At 39.3% G+C, this 13,688-nt stretch carries 16 protein-coding genes; 7 read left to right on the forward strand and 9 right to left on the reverse strand.

Features of this window, described 5'->3' with window-relative positions:
- Window positions 1–146: 146 nt before the first annotated feature.
- Window positions 147–1,511, reverse strand: coding sequence for an alkaline phosphatase (locus NST57_RS05040; RefSeq protein ID WP_341298170.1), 1,365 nt, complete (start codon window positions 1,509–1,511; stop codon window positions 147–149).
- A gap of 354 nt (window positions 1,512–1,865) precedes the next feature.
- On the opposite strand from NST57_RS05040, the gene NST57_RS05045 reads away from it, so the two are divergent.
- Entirely contained in the window at window positions 1,866–2,696 is an 831-nt protein-coding gene (locus NST57_RS05045) for a C40 family peptidase (RefSeq protein ID WP_341298171.1), read from the forward strand.
- 199 nt (window positions 2,697–2,895) lie between these two features.
- Here NST57_RS05045 and NST57_RS05050 read toward each other — a convergent pair whose 3' ends face one another.
- From NST57_RS05050 to NST57_RS05060, 3 genes are read right to left on the reverse strand one after another with little or no spacing between them, the layout of a single operon-like run.
- A complete protein-coding gene (locus tag NST57_RS05050; RefSeq protein WP_008348984.1) occupies window positions 2,896–3,186 on the reverse strand; it encodes a hypothetical protein in 291 nt (96 codons plus the stop codon).
- Entirely contained in the window at window positions 3,174–4,232 is a 1,059-nt protein-coding gene (locus NST57_RS05055; protein WP_341298172.1) for an anti-sigma factor, read from the reverse strand. The genes NST57_RS05050 and NST57_RS05055 overlap by 13 nt, the downstream gene beginning before the upstream one ends.
- Complete coding sequence (locus NST57_RS05060; RefSeq protein ID WP_008348979.1) at window positions 4,225–4,716, reverse strand: sigma-70 family RNA polymerase sigma factor; 492 nt, start codon at window positions 4,714–4,716, stop codon at window positions 4,225–4,227. Before NST57_RS05060 ends, NST57_RS05055 begins: the two co-directional genes overlap by 8 nt.
- Window positions 4,717–5,102: 386 nt before the next feature.
- Between NST57_RS05060 and NST57_RS05065 the strand changes: the two genes are divergently transcribed.
- Complete coding sequence (locus NST57_RS05065; protein ID WP_142154624.1) at window positions 5,103–5,705, forward strand: 1-acylglycerol-3-phosphate O-acyltransferase; 603 nt, start codon at window positions 5,103–5,105, stop codon at window positions 5,703–5,705.
- Window positions 5,706–5,747: 42 nt separating this feature from the next.
- Here the strand turns inward: NST57_RS05065 and NST57_RS05070 are convergent, their stop codons facing one another.
- Window positions 5,748–7,079 (reverse strand): hemolysin family protein, encoded by a 1,332-nt coding sequence (locus tag NST57_RS05070; protein WP_008348975.1) that lies wholly within the window; start codon window positions 7,077–7,079, stop codon window positions 5,748–5,750.
- A gap of 58 nt (window positions 7,080–7,137) precedes the next feature.
- Window positions 7,138–7,578: a MerR family transcriptional regulator gene (locus tag NST57_RS05075; RefSeq protein ID WP_008348973.1), complete on the reverse strand. Its 441-nt coding sequence runs from the start codon at window positions 7,576–7,578 to the stop codon at window positions 7,138–7,140.
- 335 nt (window positions 7,579–7,913) lie between these two features.
- Here NST57_RS05075 and NST57_RS05080 point away from each other — a divergent pair, with 335 nt between their 5' ends.
- Together NST57_RS05080 and NST57_RS05085 are read left to right on the forward strand one after the other, a co-directional pair.
- Entirely contained in the window at window positions 7,914–9,296 is a 1,383-nt protein-coding gene (locus NST57_RS05080; protein WP_341298173.1) for a hemolysin family protein, read from the forward strand.
- Between the two features lie 90 nt (window positions 9,297–9,386).
- Complete coding sequence (locus NST57_RS05085) at window positions 9,387–9,779, forward strand: hypothetical protein (RefSeq protein ID WP_046343072.1); 393 nt, start codon at window positions 9,387–9,389, stop codon at window positions 9,777–9,779.
- On the opposite strand, the gene crcB (NST57_RS05090) is transcribed toward NST57_RS05085, so the two are convergent.
- Genes crcB (NST57_RS05090) through NST57_RS05100 form a run of 3 tightly spaced genes read right to left on the reverse strand, consistent with a single transcriptional unit; the run spans window position 9,776 to window position 11,259 of the window.
- Window positions 9,776–10,141, reverse strand: a complete 366-nt coding sequence (gene crcB, locus NST57_RS05090) for a fluoride efflux transporter CrcB (RefSeq protein WP_341298174.1) — start codon at window positions 10,139–10,141, stop codon at window positions 9,776–9,778. The genes NST57_RS05085 and crcB (NST57_RS05090) overlap by 4 nt on opposite strands.
- Window positions 10,142–10,543 (reverse strand): fluoride efflux transporter CrcB, encoded by a 402-nt coding sequence (gene crcB / locus NST57_RS05095; protein ID WP_341298175.1) that lies wholly within the window; start codon window positions 10,541–10,543, stop codon window positions 10,142–10,144.
- Window positions 10,543–11,259: a glycerophosphodiester phosphodiesterase gene (locus NST57_RS05100; protein WP_341298176.1), complete on the reverse strand. Its 717-nt coding sequence runs from the start codon at window positions 11,257–11,259 to the stop codon at window positions 10,543–10,545. The genes crcB (NST57_RS05095) and NST57_RS05100 overlap by 1 nt, the downstream gene beginning before the upstream one ends.
- A 305-nt stretch (window positions 11,260–11,564) precedes the next feature.
- Between NST57_RS05100 and NST57_RS05105 the strand changes: the two genes are divergently transcribed.
- From NST57_RS05105 to NST57_RS05115, 3 genes are all read left to right on the forward strand, one after another.
- Complete coding sequence (locus tag NST57_RS05105; RefSeq protein WP_017360338.1) at window positions 11,565–11,666, forward strand: YhdX family protein; 102 nt, start codon at window positions 11,565–11,567, stop codon at window positions 11,664–11,666.
- Between the two features lie 164 nt (window positions 11,667–11,830).
- A complete protein-coding gene (locus tag NST57_RS05110; protein WP_341298177.1) occupies window positions 11,831–12,919 on the forward strand; it encodes a mechanosensitive ion channel family protein in 1,089 nt (362 codons plus the stop codon).
- 14 nt (window positions 12,920–12,933) lie between these two features.
- On the forward strand, window positions 12,934–13,680 hold the full coding sequence (locus NST57_RS05115) for an NAD-dependent protein deacylase (protein ID WP_341298178.1): 747 nt from the start codon (window positions 12,934–12,936) through the stop codon (window positions 13,678–13,680).
- Window positions 13,681–13,688: the final 8 nt, after the last annotated feature.

Below are 13,688 nucleotides of genomic sequence, written 5' to 3' on the forward strand. Positions count from 1 at the left end.
TCCGCGCCGATGCTCGTCCTTCCTAGACTGCAAAGGTTTTCTATCACGCTGAAAAGAAGACAAAGGGCTAAAATAAAGTTCATTTAGCCCTTTGTCAACAATCTGAAGATGTCTACGACTAGACATCTTTTTTTGTGATTAGCACTTTATTGGTTTTTCAGCAGTTTGAAAATGTGTTTCGCTTGATCTGTATTTTCCATGAGCCCTTTTAGCTGTTCGCTTGTTGGTCCATAAGCATAAAATGGTACTTCATCCCCTGTATGACCTGATGTGGTCCAGCCTGTATGAGACCTCGTATTGATGACTTTTTCAATTGCATCATCAATTTGAACAGGATCTTTTGTTTCAGCTGCCTTTTGAATAGAGGCGATCTCCTCTTTTGTGAAATCAAGGTCGATGTATTGTTTGAGCGCAGCCTCGACCGTCATACCCCCTGCAATTTTGTTTGCAATGAAATCAGGTGTCTTTTTTGCAGCTTTGACAGGCTGATAATCCCAGCTGCCCGAGCCGTCTGCTCCGAAGGAAAGACCACCAGTTGAATGATCTGCTGTCGTGATGACTAACGTGTTTTTATCCTTTTTTGCGAAACGAATGGCTTCTTCAAAGGCTTTTTCAAAATCCTTCATCTCACTCATCGCACTGACAATATCGTGGTCATGTCCGGCCCAGTCAATTTGACTGCCTTCAACCATGAGGAAAAATCCTTTTTTGTTTTTAGACAGCTGTTTGATGGCTGAGGATGTCATGTCTTGCAAGGAAGGGGTCGTTTTATCACGATCAATTGCTTTATCGAGACCACCATCAGCAAAAATGCCTAACAGTTTTTGGTGTTTGTTTTTTTGTAAGTCAGCTTTATTGGTTACGTAACGATAGCCTGCTTTTTGAAATTCTTTCGTCAAATCACGATCTTTGCGGACAAAATCGATCAGTCCTCCGCCAAGCATGACATCGACTGTATGCTGTTTGCCAATTTTCTCATCGAAGAAATCATCAGCAATGGCTGCTGTGTTTTTTCTAGAAACATCGTGGGCGGCATACGCAGCAGGTGTCGCATTGGTTAATTCAGATGTGACGACGAGACCAGTAGACTTTCCTTTGCGTTTTGCTTCTTCTAATACTGTTTTTAGTTTTTTGCCATTTTTGTCTACGCCAATAGCATTGTTGTATGTCTTTTGACCAGTTGCCATGGCTGTCCCAGCTGCTGCTGAATCAGTAATGTTACTTTTAGAATCATCAGGGTATGTTTTATGCATGCCAGTGAGGTAAGGGTCAAACGCTGTTTGCTTGGAAAGGTTACCGTTGTGTTTAAATGAGCGGTAAGTTGAAAGATAAGGTGTTCCCATGCCATCTCCAATGAGCACGATCACATTTTGTACGTCATTTTTTGGTTTCTTTTTAGCCTCAGCTTTGTCAGCCTGTCCAAATTCAATTCCTGAAAAAATACCAATCGATAACACAGATGCGGCTGCGATTGCAGCTATTTTCGTTTTCGAGCTTTTCAACACACTCATTCATTTTGCCTCCTCATTGTTTATGTATCGCTCTTACGTTTACAATGGTAGAGCAGAAGTGTGGATTACAAATGACAGCACCGTAAAGTTCACTTTAAAATTGTAAAGGTCCACTTTACATAGAATGAACCAAAAAGAGAAATGAATGTATGATTTATCTATGACAAGATGCATTTGTTTTGTCATGATTGTGTAATAAAAATGAAATAAAAAGAACCCTAAAAAAAAATAATTTTTGCCGAATTAATAAGCATAATGTCGTAGGAAGTCAAGACTATTTCTTCTGGTATTCGATCCTTATAATAGAAAGTAGATAAAAATTCGGATCACGATAGATACATACAGGAGGAACAAATGAAAAAACAATTGATCACAGCTGCAAGTGCAGTTCTACTTGGGACGACATTATTTGCCGGAGCTGCCTCAGCACAATCAGTAAAGGTTCAAAAAGGTGACTCTCTTTCTGTTCTAGCGAAAAAATACAAAACAACCGTGAGTAAGATTAAATCAGACAATAAACTGAAATCTAACACGATTTATGTTGGACAAACCTTAAAAGTGAATGGTACTTCTTCAAACAAGGTAACGAAAACATCAAAAACAACAACAAAAGTAAAAGCGTCTTCAACGACAGCCACTCATAAAGTTGTCAAAGGTGATACTTTATCTAAAATCGGCAAAAAATATGGAATGACAGTGAAAGAGCTGAAATCGTTAAATAAACTCAAAACAGATCTGATTAAAATTGGACAAAAGCTGAAAGTGAAAAAGACATCCAAAGTGAAACCAACACCTGTCAAAGAAAAAACAGTTGCTACTTCTTCTTTAAACACGTCTAAACTCGTAGCAGATGCGAAAGCACAAAACGGTACACCATATAAATGGGGTGGAACGACACCGAAAGGCTTTGATTGCAGCGGTTTTATGTGGTATATCATTAACAAACAAACAAAGATTTCAAGACAAACAACTGAAGGTTTTTGGGGATCAATGAAAAGCGTCTCAACACCTAAAGTTGGAGATTTTGTCTTCTTTACAACCTATAAATCTGGCCCATCTCACATGGGTGTCTACCTTGGGAACAACAAGTTTATCCACGCTGCTTCTGATGGTGTGACGATCAGCGATATGACTTCAAGCTATTGGAAGCCAATTTACCTTGGCGCAAAGACATTTGTAAACTAACATCATCTAGAGACTGCTTATAAAGCAGTCTCAGATTGTTGACAAAGGGCTAAAATGAATTTTATTTTAGCCCTTTGTCTTCTTTTTTCAGCGTGATAGAAAACCTTTGCAGTCAATGAAAGAAAATAAAAACGATATCCTAAAAAGCCCATGCTGCTTGGCATTAGCCAAGTAACACGGGCTTTTTATCTCATGAGATTTAAAAACCTAATTGAAGATCGACATCAATGGAGACGATCGCATAGACACAAACGATGACAAAAATATTCAGAACGACGCCTAGGAAACCTGGTCCAGTGCGGCCTTTTTTAATGAACAGTTCAATCACACCGAATGGAACTGCGGCCATTGCAAAAGGAAGCATTTGAAACGAATAAAATGTCACATTGCTAATAATGGCGAGGTTCAGCATGAGCAGCGATAAAATAGCGGTGCCGACCGAAATCCAGCCAAACACATTATGCTCTTTAAAAATTCTTACCAATTCCATAATTCCACCTCGCTCACTTTGGCCGTTTTAATGCGTTTTGTCTTCACAAATTTCTCTATTTCTTTAGAAGGACCTGTGACAACAGAACCGTAAACCGTGACACCATTTTGATTGATGTAGCGTATTCGGTTAGAGAGGTCAAGTTCAGGTCTGCCAGAGATCATTTTTGCCCAGGACGGATGCTGGTTGACATAGGCGAGGGCATCTTTGAACTGATCAACCTCTGTTTTTGATGTGTGCTGAAGCTCTTTTAAAAATTCAGAGTCTTTCCCTGGGAAACCGATTGGACGCTGATTTCCACTTAATGAATCTTCTGTTTTTATCGCATTCCAAAGCACTTTCATATCATATTTTTTAGCAAATGAATACACGTCTTTCGGTGAGTATGCTTTGTCATAGGATACATACACTTCACTCACTGTTCCTTCAGGCAGCTTGTCTAAAGTGATGAGTGTTTGTTTTTTAGATGTATCTGCCTGCGACGAAGGGTGCGTAAAGAAATCCTCCGTATTACGTGCACTGTCGCCATAATAAGAGATTGTAGGCTGCTTTAATTTATCGAAAAACATTTCAATTTGTTCACTGCCGATGGCTTCTGTTTTATTGCCAATTTGTTTTTGTAGCTTAAGTTCTGTGTTCATACCAAACAGTTTGACCTGCCCTTTTAAATCCTTCATATCAATGGCGACGTTCGGTTTTGTTAGGGCGACTGTTACAGCGGCCGTTTCCATAAAATGATTGCCTTTACTGTCTGCTCCGCCAACGCCGTAGTATAGATAACTACCTAGTGTACAAAGTGGTAAAATAATCAGTGTAGAGATGACAGCCAGCACAGAAATTCGTAAATAGGACTTTCTTTTTCCGTATTGTAAAATGGCTTTTTGTTTTTCAGGACTGATGGAGAAGTCTGTCCAATCTGAGTCATTCAGTTCTTGGCTTAAGCGTTTTTCATTTTCTTCGAGCTCTTCTTCAAACGCCATCATTTCTTCCTCGTTCATCTCGCCATTATTATATTGTTCCCATCGCTTATTAAACTCTTCATTCATCATTAACACCTCTGTTATATAGTGCTTTTAGGCGCTGCCTTGCACGAAATAAAACACTTTTAAAATTTGCTTCAGTAATATTCATGACCTTGGATGCTTCTTTGTAATTGAGTTCTTTTAAATAATACAATGTCAACGCTTCCTTGTAGTTATCTGGAAGCTGTTCCAAATACATGTTGAGGACTTCTTTTATTTCAATCTGTTCAGCAGGACTTTGTACAGACGTTTGTAAAAGGCCGCCAATGAGATCATCCGATATGGTCACTTCTTTTTTATGTTTCCTGACATAATCAATAAAAGCATTTCGTGCCACCTGAAATAACCAAGGTTTCACTTTGCTATGGTCGTAGGAATGAATATGTATATAAGCTCGCATAAAGGTTTCCTGCAATAAGTCTTCTGCCAAATGTTTGTCTTTTGTCATGGAGAGCAGAAACCTGTAAACATCGTTCATATACATTTGATAAATTTCATCGATCGTCACTGATTTTTCTCCCCTCTATGTTATACACGCATAAGAAAGGCATAAAGTTGCACGAAACTTCTCATAGGCCGTACATTACTCATCTCTTTCACCGAATCAAAATCATTTCTCCTTATCATAGCGAAATTTGCATCATTTATAAAGTATTTTCAATAGAACAAATCAGGAAAGAAACTCAAAAAACGACAATTTTGGACACAATTCTTCCTCTATTCTCTCCTAAAAACACATGCTTGAGTACAGAAGGAGCGGTCATCTTAAGTGAAAAGATGATTTTAGTGAACCATCTCTATTTTATCATCACGAGAAAATTTTTAGTACCAGGTAATAAAAAATTTGTTATAATAGAAACAAATCCTTCATTCTTCAAACAAAGGAAGTGCACTATGTATAAATTTTCAGGCTATACCGTCAAAGCATTTTTTGCTCTCCGAGGCGGAATCAAAGTATATCAAAAAGAGAATCTGCCAACAGACCGGGGGTTTGTCATTGCTTGTACGCATGAGGGTTTTGTGGATGTTCTTGCATTAGGCGCAGGAATTCTTCCGTTTGAGATCCACTACATGGCGAAAAAAGAATTGTTTGCAAATAAATGGATCGGCGGATTTTTAAAGAAAATTCATGCTTTTCCAGTTGATCGAGAGAACCCTGGGCCAAGCAGTATTAAAACGCCCATTAAATTATTAAAAGAGGGAAAGATCGTTGGGATTTTTCCAAGCGGAACACGTACATCAGAAGATGTTCCTTTAAAAAGAGGGGCCGTTACAATTGCGCAGCTCGGCAAATCACCAATCGTTCCAGCGGCGTACAAAGGACCTTCTAATGCAAAAAGTCTTTTTAAGAAGGGGAAAATGCGCTTAATTATTGGTGAACCGATTGAGCTGTCTGAATTTGATCATTTGCCGCCAAAAGAAAGATTAGGTGCGATGACAGAAGTATTAAACACAAGAATCAAAGAACTTGAAGCTAAGTTAATCGAAAAGGGATAAAGAAAACGACCACTTGCCTAAGGCAAGGGTCGTTTTTTTTTCTTAAGAAGCGCCTTCTTCAGCTGCTTCTAATAGTTGTTCGTTTAGTTTTTTGACTTCGATGTATGCCACATGGTGTCCATCGACTTCATTAATGATAAATTCATAGCCTTGTTCACGAATCGCGTCATTTTTCTCGACTTCATATTTCTGAGTAAGGAACCAGCCGCCGATTGTGTCGACTTCTTCGTTATCAAGCTGAATACCTAGTAGCAAGTTGACTTGATCCACAAGGACCTTACCATCAAAGATATAGTGGTCTTCTCCAAGTTTACGCACTTCGTTGATTTCATCAATATCGAATTCATCACGAATTTCACCGACGATTTCTTCAAGGATGTCTTCAACTGTCACAAGTCCTGCTGTACCGCCATATTCATCTGATAAAATGGCCATGTGTACACGCTCACGCTGCATTTTAAGCAGTAGATCATGAACAGGAACTGTTTCAATTACATGAATAATCGGGTTTACAAAATGTTCGATCGTATCACTTGTGGAACATTCGCCACTAATACATGCAGTGAGTACTTCTTTAATATTCACAACACCGATAATGTTGTCTTTATCGCCATCTTCAATTGGATAACGTGTATATTTCTCGACTTTAGTCACTTTCAGCATTTCCTCAATCGTAATATCGTGCGGGAAGCTGACAACTTCGGTACGAGGAATCATAATTTCTTTCGCCAGACGGTCATCAAATTCAAAAATTTTATTCACATATTTGAATTCAGACTGGTTAATCTCGCCGCTTTTATAGCTCTCTGATAAAATAATCCGCAATTCTTCTTCAGAGTGCGCCATGTCATGCTCAGAAACTTGCTGAAGACCGAACGCTTTTGTTAACAAACGAGCAGATCCATTTAATACCCAGATAAACGGGAACATCACTTTGTAAAAAATCATAAGCGGTCTAGCAAATAGAAGGGATACTTGCTCAGCCTTTTGAATGGCGAGTGTTTTTGGTGCAAGTTCTCCAACCACAACGTGTAAAAACGTCATAATACTAAACGCAATAATAAAAGTGACAATAGAACTAGCTGATTGAGGAATGGACAGCTCTACAAATAGTGGAGCAAGCATGTGCGCAATTGTTTCTTCCCCTAACCAACCAATCCCAAGGGCGGTAATGGTAATACCGAGCTGACAGGCCGACAGATACTCATCAAGGTGAGTCGTGACATGCTTGACAGCAACTGCTGTTTTATTACCTTCTGCGATTAACTGATCAATTCTTGAGCTTCTTAAGCGAATGATCGCAAACTCTGATGCAACGAAAAATGCGGTTAAAGCTATAAGCAAAGCAACTATAAGTAAATTAACTATGTCCAATTAAGGCCTTCGTTCTGACTTTGAGAACGAAGGTAACACCTCCTGTTTAGTAAAAATTTTAACTTAACAGCAGTAAAAATGATTGGACAGCCGTCATCTTCTCAGGTGTAAGCTGTTCTTTTAATTTTTCACGTTGTTCTGGCTGAAGCTGCTTACAACGTGCCAAAATGCGGTCCATATGCTCATTCATCCGATCAATATCAGATGTTAAATGGACAAGTTCATCAGGATCTTCCTTTTGAGAAGGGAATTGTTCATCTAATCTGGATTTGATGTCAGAAAGAGCCAATCTCTGCTGTTTGCAAAGAACGATTAATTGTAATCGTTTTAAAGCATGTTCATCGTAATAACGATAATTTGAGCAAGATCTAACAGGCGCAAGCAACCCTAGATTCGTATAATAATCTACAGTTCGTTTCGTCACCTGTGCAATCTGTGCTAGTTCACCAATACGATACTTTTTCTCAGCCCCATCTGAACATCTCCTCCTAACCGTCACGTTATAGTTTATGAAAATAGTTTAATATAATTCTAGTCTGAAATACAAGATAATTGTTCAGATTTCCTGCCAATATGAAGAAACAAAGGGCATTTCCTTCAATTTAGGTTGTCATCTTTAAAATACTGTAGCGATACAGGAATTTTCAGATTATTTATGGTAAGATAAAATGAATACCGTTTCATATATATGTAGAGAGACGGATTTTACGTGAACCGGAGGTGGTTAAGTGGGGCCCTCAAAGTAGTCTTATTTAATCAGTTAACCGTTTTGCAAAAGATAACATCATCAATCAGGAGGTGACTCCTTGTTCTTCTAAGAAAGAGCAAGGTTAAATGGACGATATTGTTAATCTGAGTATAGTCGGAGTTTTGATTGCTTTAACAGCTTTCTTTGTTGCATCTGAATTTGCCATTGTAAAGGTGAGAAGTTCAAGAATTAATCAGCTTGTTGCCGAAGGGTCCAAAAAGGCTATCATGGCGAAAAAGGTGACATCAAGGCTAGATGAATATTTGTCAGCCTGCCAGCTCGGTATTACAGTGACATCCCTTGGTTTAGGGTGGATCGGTAAACCGGCAGTAAAAGAACTTTTAGTTCGAGGTTTTGGTTTGACAAACATTCCTGATTCAGCAATCAGCCTGATCTCAGCAACACTTGCGTTCTCTATTATTACCTTTTTGCATGTAGTTGTTGGCGAGCTTGCACCAAAAACACTTGCCATACAAAAGGCAGAAAAAATGACGCTTTGGCTGTCAGGACCGCTGCATGCATTTTATATCCTTATGTACCCTTTCATTTATGTGTTGAACGGGTCAGCCCGTGTACTAACGAAAATGATGGGTATCGATATGGGGTCTGAAAAAGAACATTCCCATTCCGAAGAGGAATTAAAGATTTTATTATCTGAAAGCTTAAAAAATGGGGAAATCAACTCATCAGAGTATAATTATATGAACAAGATATTCGATTTTGATAATCGAATCGCAAGAGAAATTATGATACCGCGAAGAGAAATTTGTGCGATTCCAGAAGATATGCCGTTAGACGAAATACTGGCGATCATGACAAAGGAAAAGTACACACGTTTCCCCGTGTTTTCAGGGGATAAAGACCATGTCATTGGCATGCTCAACAAAAAGCAGCTCTTTGCAGATATTGTGTACCAAGGAGAAAAAGATCAACTGAAGCTTCAAGATTATATTTATCCAGTGATTGAAGTGATTGACACGATTCCAATTCAAGAGCTTCTCGTCAAGATGCAGCGCGATCGAATGCATATGGCGATTTTAACGGATGAATATGGCGGGACATCTGGACTTGTCACAACGGAGGATATTTTAGAAGAGATTGTTGGAGACATTCGAGATGAATTCGATGAAGATGAGCAGCCAGTTATTCAAAAAAGAGCGGATCATCATTATATATTAGATGGAAAAGTGAGATTAGAGGAAGTTCAAGATTTGATCGAAATGTCATATCATGATGAAGAAATTGATACGATAGGCGGGCTAATCTTAAATGAGAACATTGATATCCGAGAAGGACAATCCATTTATCTTGATGATATTCGGATGAAGGTCTTGGAGATGGATGGGCGCTATGTGAAAAAGATCGACCTGAAAAAAGGCGTCACATCATCAGAAAAAGAAAATACACGCACAGGGCTTGATATAAAAGAGCCGCTGCTAGTAAACGAAATGACCTTGAGCGAAAAATAAGCTCAAGGTTTTTTTAGGTATTTAGCCTCTTTTTCAGGAATGTACGTTCGTATATAATGAGAACAAACGTTCGTTAAAGGGGGATGAGACATGCTCTGGTATGAAACAGCAAGTATCACGGAGAAAAAGACCTCAATGAAACGAATTGAGTTTCATTTGAAAAATTTCAAGAACTATCAAGCAGCTATTTTAAATATCGAAAGACAGCTTGAAAAACGGAGTTCTCTCCAACATCATCATATGGCACGTCAAAAATTAGAAGAGCAAAAAAATCAGTATGAACTGATCGTTGCTTGTATTGAAACGGCTCTAAAAGAATTGGATGAAATAGAGCAGCAGCTCATTGATTACAAGTATTTTCGGGATTGGCGTATGGCAAAATGTGCAATAGAAATCGGTTATAGTGAGAAGACACTATTTTTGATGAAGCGCCAGCTGATGGATCAACTGCTCATCAGCCTAGCTGCCATCACAGATATTTAAAACAGAAGTTGTCCTATTTGATAAAACGCCGCAAAAAGGCATAAAGAGCCGATAATCGTCACAAGTAAATAGGCAGCAAGTTTCCCAATTTGACGCTGCATCAGCATCTTCGCAGATTCTACACTAAACGTAGAGAATGTGGTAAAGCCGCCAAAAAAACCGGTTCCTATGATCACAAGCAGTGGATGATTGGACGTTACAGCGCCTGTGAGAAAACCTAAACCGGCTGCACCTAATAAATTAATGAAAATAATACTGTACGGGAAAAGGGCATGGGATGGGGTTTTCTGGATTGTTTGGCTGATGAAGAAACGACATGCACTACCGATCCCTCCAGCTACAGCTGTATAAAAAACAATCATTTATCTGCTTCCTTTCTGCTGCTTATTTTGATGAAATAGCCGTTCTGCAATGATCAGGCCAGCTAAAGCAGCGGCTACTCCAGCCATGACTGAGAGCAGGATGTACATCATACTGAAATTGAACTGCCCTGCCTGTAACAGGAGAACGGTCTCTTTAGAAAAGGTGGACATGGTCGTAAACCCGCCGCAAAACCCAGTTCCAATCAAAGCAGCAAGATATTTTTTCCCTTTCTGAAATAGAAAGTACCCTGTCGCAAAACCAAGAAGCAGACTGCCGGAAATGTTTTCAATCATCGTTGCATAGGGGAATGTCTGGCTGATGACAGTTTGGCTTAGTTCATATCTGCAAAGTGTACCCATCAATCCACCGATAAAAACGGCGAAATAAGTTTTCATCTGCATCATTTCTCCTTTTGAAAGAATAGCGGGTTATCCGTTACCACACCATCAATTGGGTATTTTTTGATTCGATCAGCTGTTTCTTGATCTTTTACAGTCCATATGAATATATCCATTCCGAACGAATGGATGCGATTTATCCACCAGCGGTTTATCATCGTTTTCTTCATATTCAAACAATCTGCAAAGGAGCTGTACATCGATAAATTCCTTTTTGCCAATTTTAAGATAGAAGGCTTTATGATAAAAGCAGTTCGAAGAGAAGGGGCAAGAGCTTTTATTCTTTGAAGTGCAGTCTCATCAAAAGATTGAACCATGAGATGACGAGAATACCCAAATCGACTGATAATATCAGCAACAGCTTTTTCAATTCCAACTTGACGCTTAGGGTGCTTCAACTCAATCAGGATCCCGATGCGCTCACTGTATCTCCCCATCACATCTTGTAATGTAGGAATTCGTTCGTTTGCGTACAGAGGATCAAACCAGCTTCCTGCATCGAGCTTCTTCAATTGCTGAAGAGTATAACTTTTGACCAAACCGCTTCCGTTCGTCGTTCGATCAACGGTATCATCATGGATGACGACGACATGCTGATCCATTGTCATTTGTACGTCTAATTCAATATAATCTGCTCCTTGTTCGACAGCTGCATCAAACGCAGCGATTGTATTTTCTGGGGCAGCGCTTGATGCCCCTCTATGTGCGATAATATACACTTGCTCCAGCTCCCTGACATAAGTTCTGGTCTTATCATATCAAATGCTTTGGTGGTTTTCCTTCTTTACTATATGGAGAAGAAGAGCGCCGTATTATCAAGGAGCCTCATGTACCGAAAAAGCTTGATGTATCATTTTGAAAAGTTAGAGGAATAGAGCAAGCCATGATTGAGTAAATCTGAATAACATCAATTTTTCTTCGATCAATTTTGTCCAAATCGTCAGCGTTCGCCAAAATATTAGTGCTTTCGTCATGTTGACTGAAAATTCTGATGTTTTATAATGATGAAAAGGAGGCGAGATGATTGGGTAAAGGGAGAATTAGAGTGGAAGAACGTATTAAGGCCGAAACGGATGCTGAAATGTTTAAAGCGACTCTCCTTGATCAGGCTCAGAAGAAAAAGTAGTTTGCTGCCCGTCGATATGTCTCAAGCCAAAATTTCATAATTGAACATCATGCCTCGGGATAGGTCCCGAGGCTTTTTATATAGAGGTCAGACATTTAAGAGAGGACATAAACGAAGGTTATATTATAAACTAGAGAGGATTGTTTTAAAGGAGAGAGAAAGAGATGTTTACACAAAAATGGATGGATACATATTTTACAGTCGATATTGCGATCCAAATAGGCATTAGCCTTTGTATTTTATTGCTTTTTTTATTGCTTCGAAAAGTATTTACGAAATACTTGTTTCACCTGCTCTTTAAGCTGACAAATCGGTCAAAAACCGAAGTCATTAATCAAATTGTCGTGGCGTTTGAAAAACCTGCGAGACTGTTTTTTGTGGCACTAGGTTTATATTTTGCGTTACGACAAGCCCCATACTTTGAGCACCATATGGATGTCATTGTCAAATTGTATAGATCCTCTATTATTTTGATGCTGACGTGGGGCCTTTGTAATTTAACCGCAGCTTCTTCCTTCTTATTTCAAAAAGTGAATTCAAAATTTGAATTAGAGATGGATGACATCTTAGCGCCATTTTTATCAAAGGTTCTTCGGTTTATGATCATTGCACTGAGTATTAGCGTCATTGCACAAGAATTTAATTATGATGTGAACGGACTTGTGGCAGGGCTTGGTCTAGGTGGTCTTGCTTTTGCGCTCGCTGCGCAGGATACAGTGGCGAACTTTTTTGGAGGAATTGTGATTATTACAGAGAAGCCTTTTACAATGGGCGATTTTGTAGAGACTCCAAGTGTACTTGGGACTGTAGAGGATATTACTTTCCGAAGCACAAAATTTAGAACACCTGCTGAAGCGGTGGTGACTGTGCCAAATTCGACCCTTTCAAAGGAGCCGATCACAAATTGGACGAGAATGAATAAACGTCAAATTACGTTCTCCGTTCGTGTATCGTACAATACACCGAAGGAAAACATTGATAAGTGTATCAAACGTCTGAAGCAAATGCTTTATGAGCATGATGGGGTTCATAAGGAAACGATTATGGTGAATCTCGATGTGCTGGCAGACAGCTATTTAAACTTATTCTTCAACTTTTACACAAACACAACCTCTTGGTCTGAAAACCTGGATATTAAGCAGGATATTAACTATCGAATCATTGATATTTTCCATGAAGAAGGGGTAGAATTTGCTTTCCCTGGACATACCATTTATATGAAACAAAAAGGTGAGAAACAGCTCGGTGAATAAAGGAGGAATGGTGGTTGGATCAAACAAAAGTGGCAGCGCTAATAGAGAGATTATCAAAGGCCTCACATATTACGGTCCTTTCAGGTGCTGGGATGAGCACAGAATCGGGAATTCCCGATTTTAGATCAACGGGTGGACTATGGACAGAAGATACCTCTCGCATGGAGGCAATGAGCCGGTCCTACTTTTTATCACATCCTCATCAATTTTGGCCGAAATTCAAAGAATTGTTTCAAATGAAGATGAGTGGAGAGTACGAGCCAAACGATGGACATGCTTTTTTAGCCAATTTAGAAAAGCAAGGAAAGCACGTGGATATTTTCACGCAAAATATCGATGGCCTGCATAAAAAAGCGGGAAGCCAGCATGTGTATGAACTGCATGGTTCCATTCAAACAGCTACATGTCCATCATGCGGATCAACATACGAACTGCCTTATTTATTACAAGAAGAGGTGCCGATTTGTGAGCGGATTTCATCAGACGGCCGCGCGTGTGGACGAGTGCTTAAAACAGATGTTGTCCTTTTTGGAGACATGGTGAAGCACTTTGATCAAGTGGAGAAATCACTCCAGCAAACGGACATGCTGCTAGTTATGGGAACTTCCTTAGAAGTGGCACCAGCACGCTATATTCCAGAAGATGCTGCTCATCATCCTTCCATCTTTAAGGTCATGATGAATTTAAGTGAGACGGAATTTGATCCGCTGTTTGATCTTGTCTTTCACGAACGAATTGGCGAGGTTGTGAATGCTTTATAAATCATAAA

The sequence above is a fragment of the Bacillus sp. FSL M8-0077 genome (assembly GCF_038050255.1).
GTDB lineage: Bacteria > Bacillota > Bacilli > Bacillales > Bacillaceae > Bacillus > Bacillus altitudinis.

Bases quoted from the DNA above. Each gene is read 5' to 3' on its own strand.
- NST57_RS05040 (WP_341298170.1), bottom strand. From the start codon at position 1,511: ATGAGTGTGTTGAAAAGCTCGAAAACGAAAATAGCTGCAATCGCAGCC.
- NST57_RS05045 (WP_341298171.1), top strand. From the start codon at position 1,866: ATGAAAAAACAATTGATCACAGCTGCAAGTGCAGTTCTACTTGGGACG.
- NST57_RS05050 (WP_008348984.1), bottom strand. From the start codon at position 3,186: ATGGAATTGGTAAGAATTTTTAAAGAGCATAATGTGTTTGGCTGGATT.
- NST57_RS05055 (WP_341298172.1), bottom strand. From the start codon at position 4,232: ATGAATGAAGAGTTTAATAAGCGATGGGAACAATATAATAATGGCGAG.
- NST57_RS05065 (WP_142154624.1), top strand. From the start codon at position 5,103: ATGTATAAATTTTCAGGCTATACCGTCAAAGCATTTTTTGCTCTCCGA.
- NST57_RS05080 (WP_341298173.1), top strand. From the start codon at position 7,914: ATGGACGATATTGTTAATCTGAGTATAGTCGGAGTTTTGATTGCTTTA.
- NST57_RS05085 (WP_046343072.1), top strand. From the start codon at position 9,387: ATGCTCTGGTATGAAACAGCAAGTATCACGGAGAAAAAGACCTCAATG.
- crcB (WP_341298174.1), bottom strand. From the start codon at position 10,141: ATGATTGTTTTTTATACAGCTGTAGCTGGAGGGATCGGTAGTGCATGT.
- crcB (WP_341298175.1), bottom strand. From the start codon at position 10,543: ATGCAGATGAAAACTTATTTCGCCGTTTTTATCGGTGGATTGATGGGT.
- NST57_RS05110 (WP_341298177.1), top strand. From the start codon at position 11,831: ATGTTTACACAAAAATGGATGGATACATATTTTACAGTCGATATTGCG.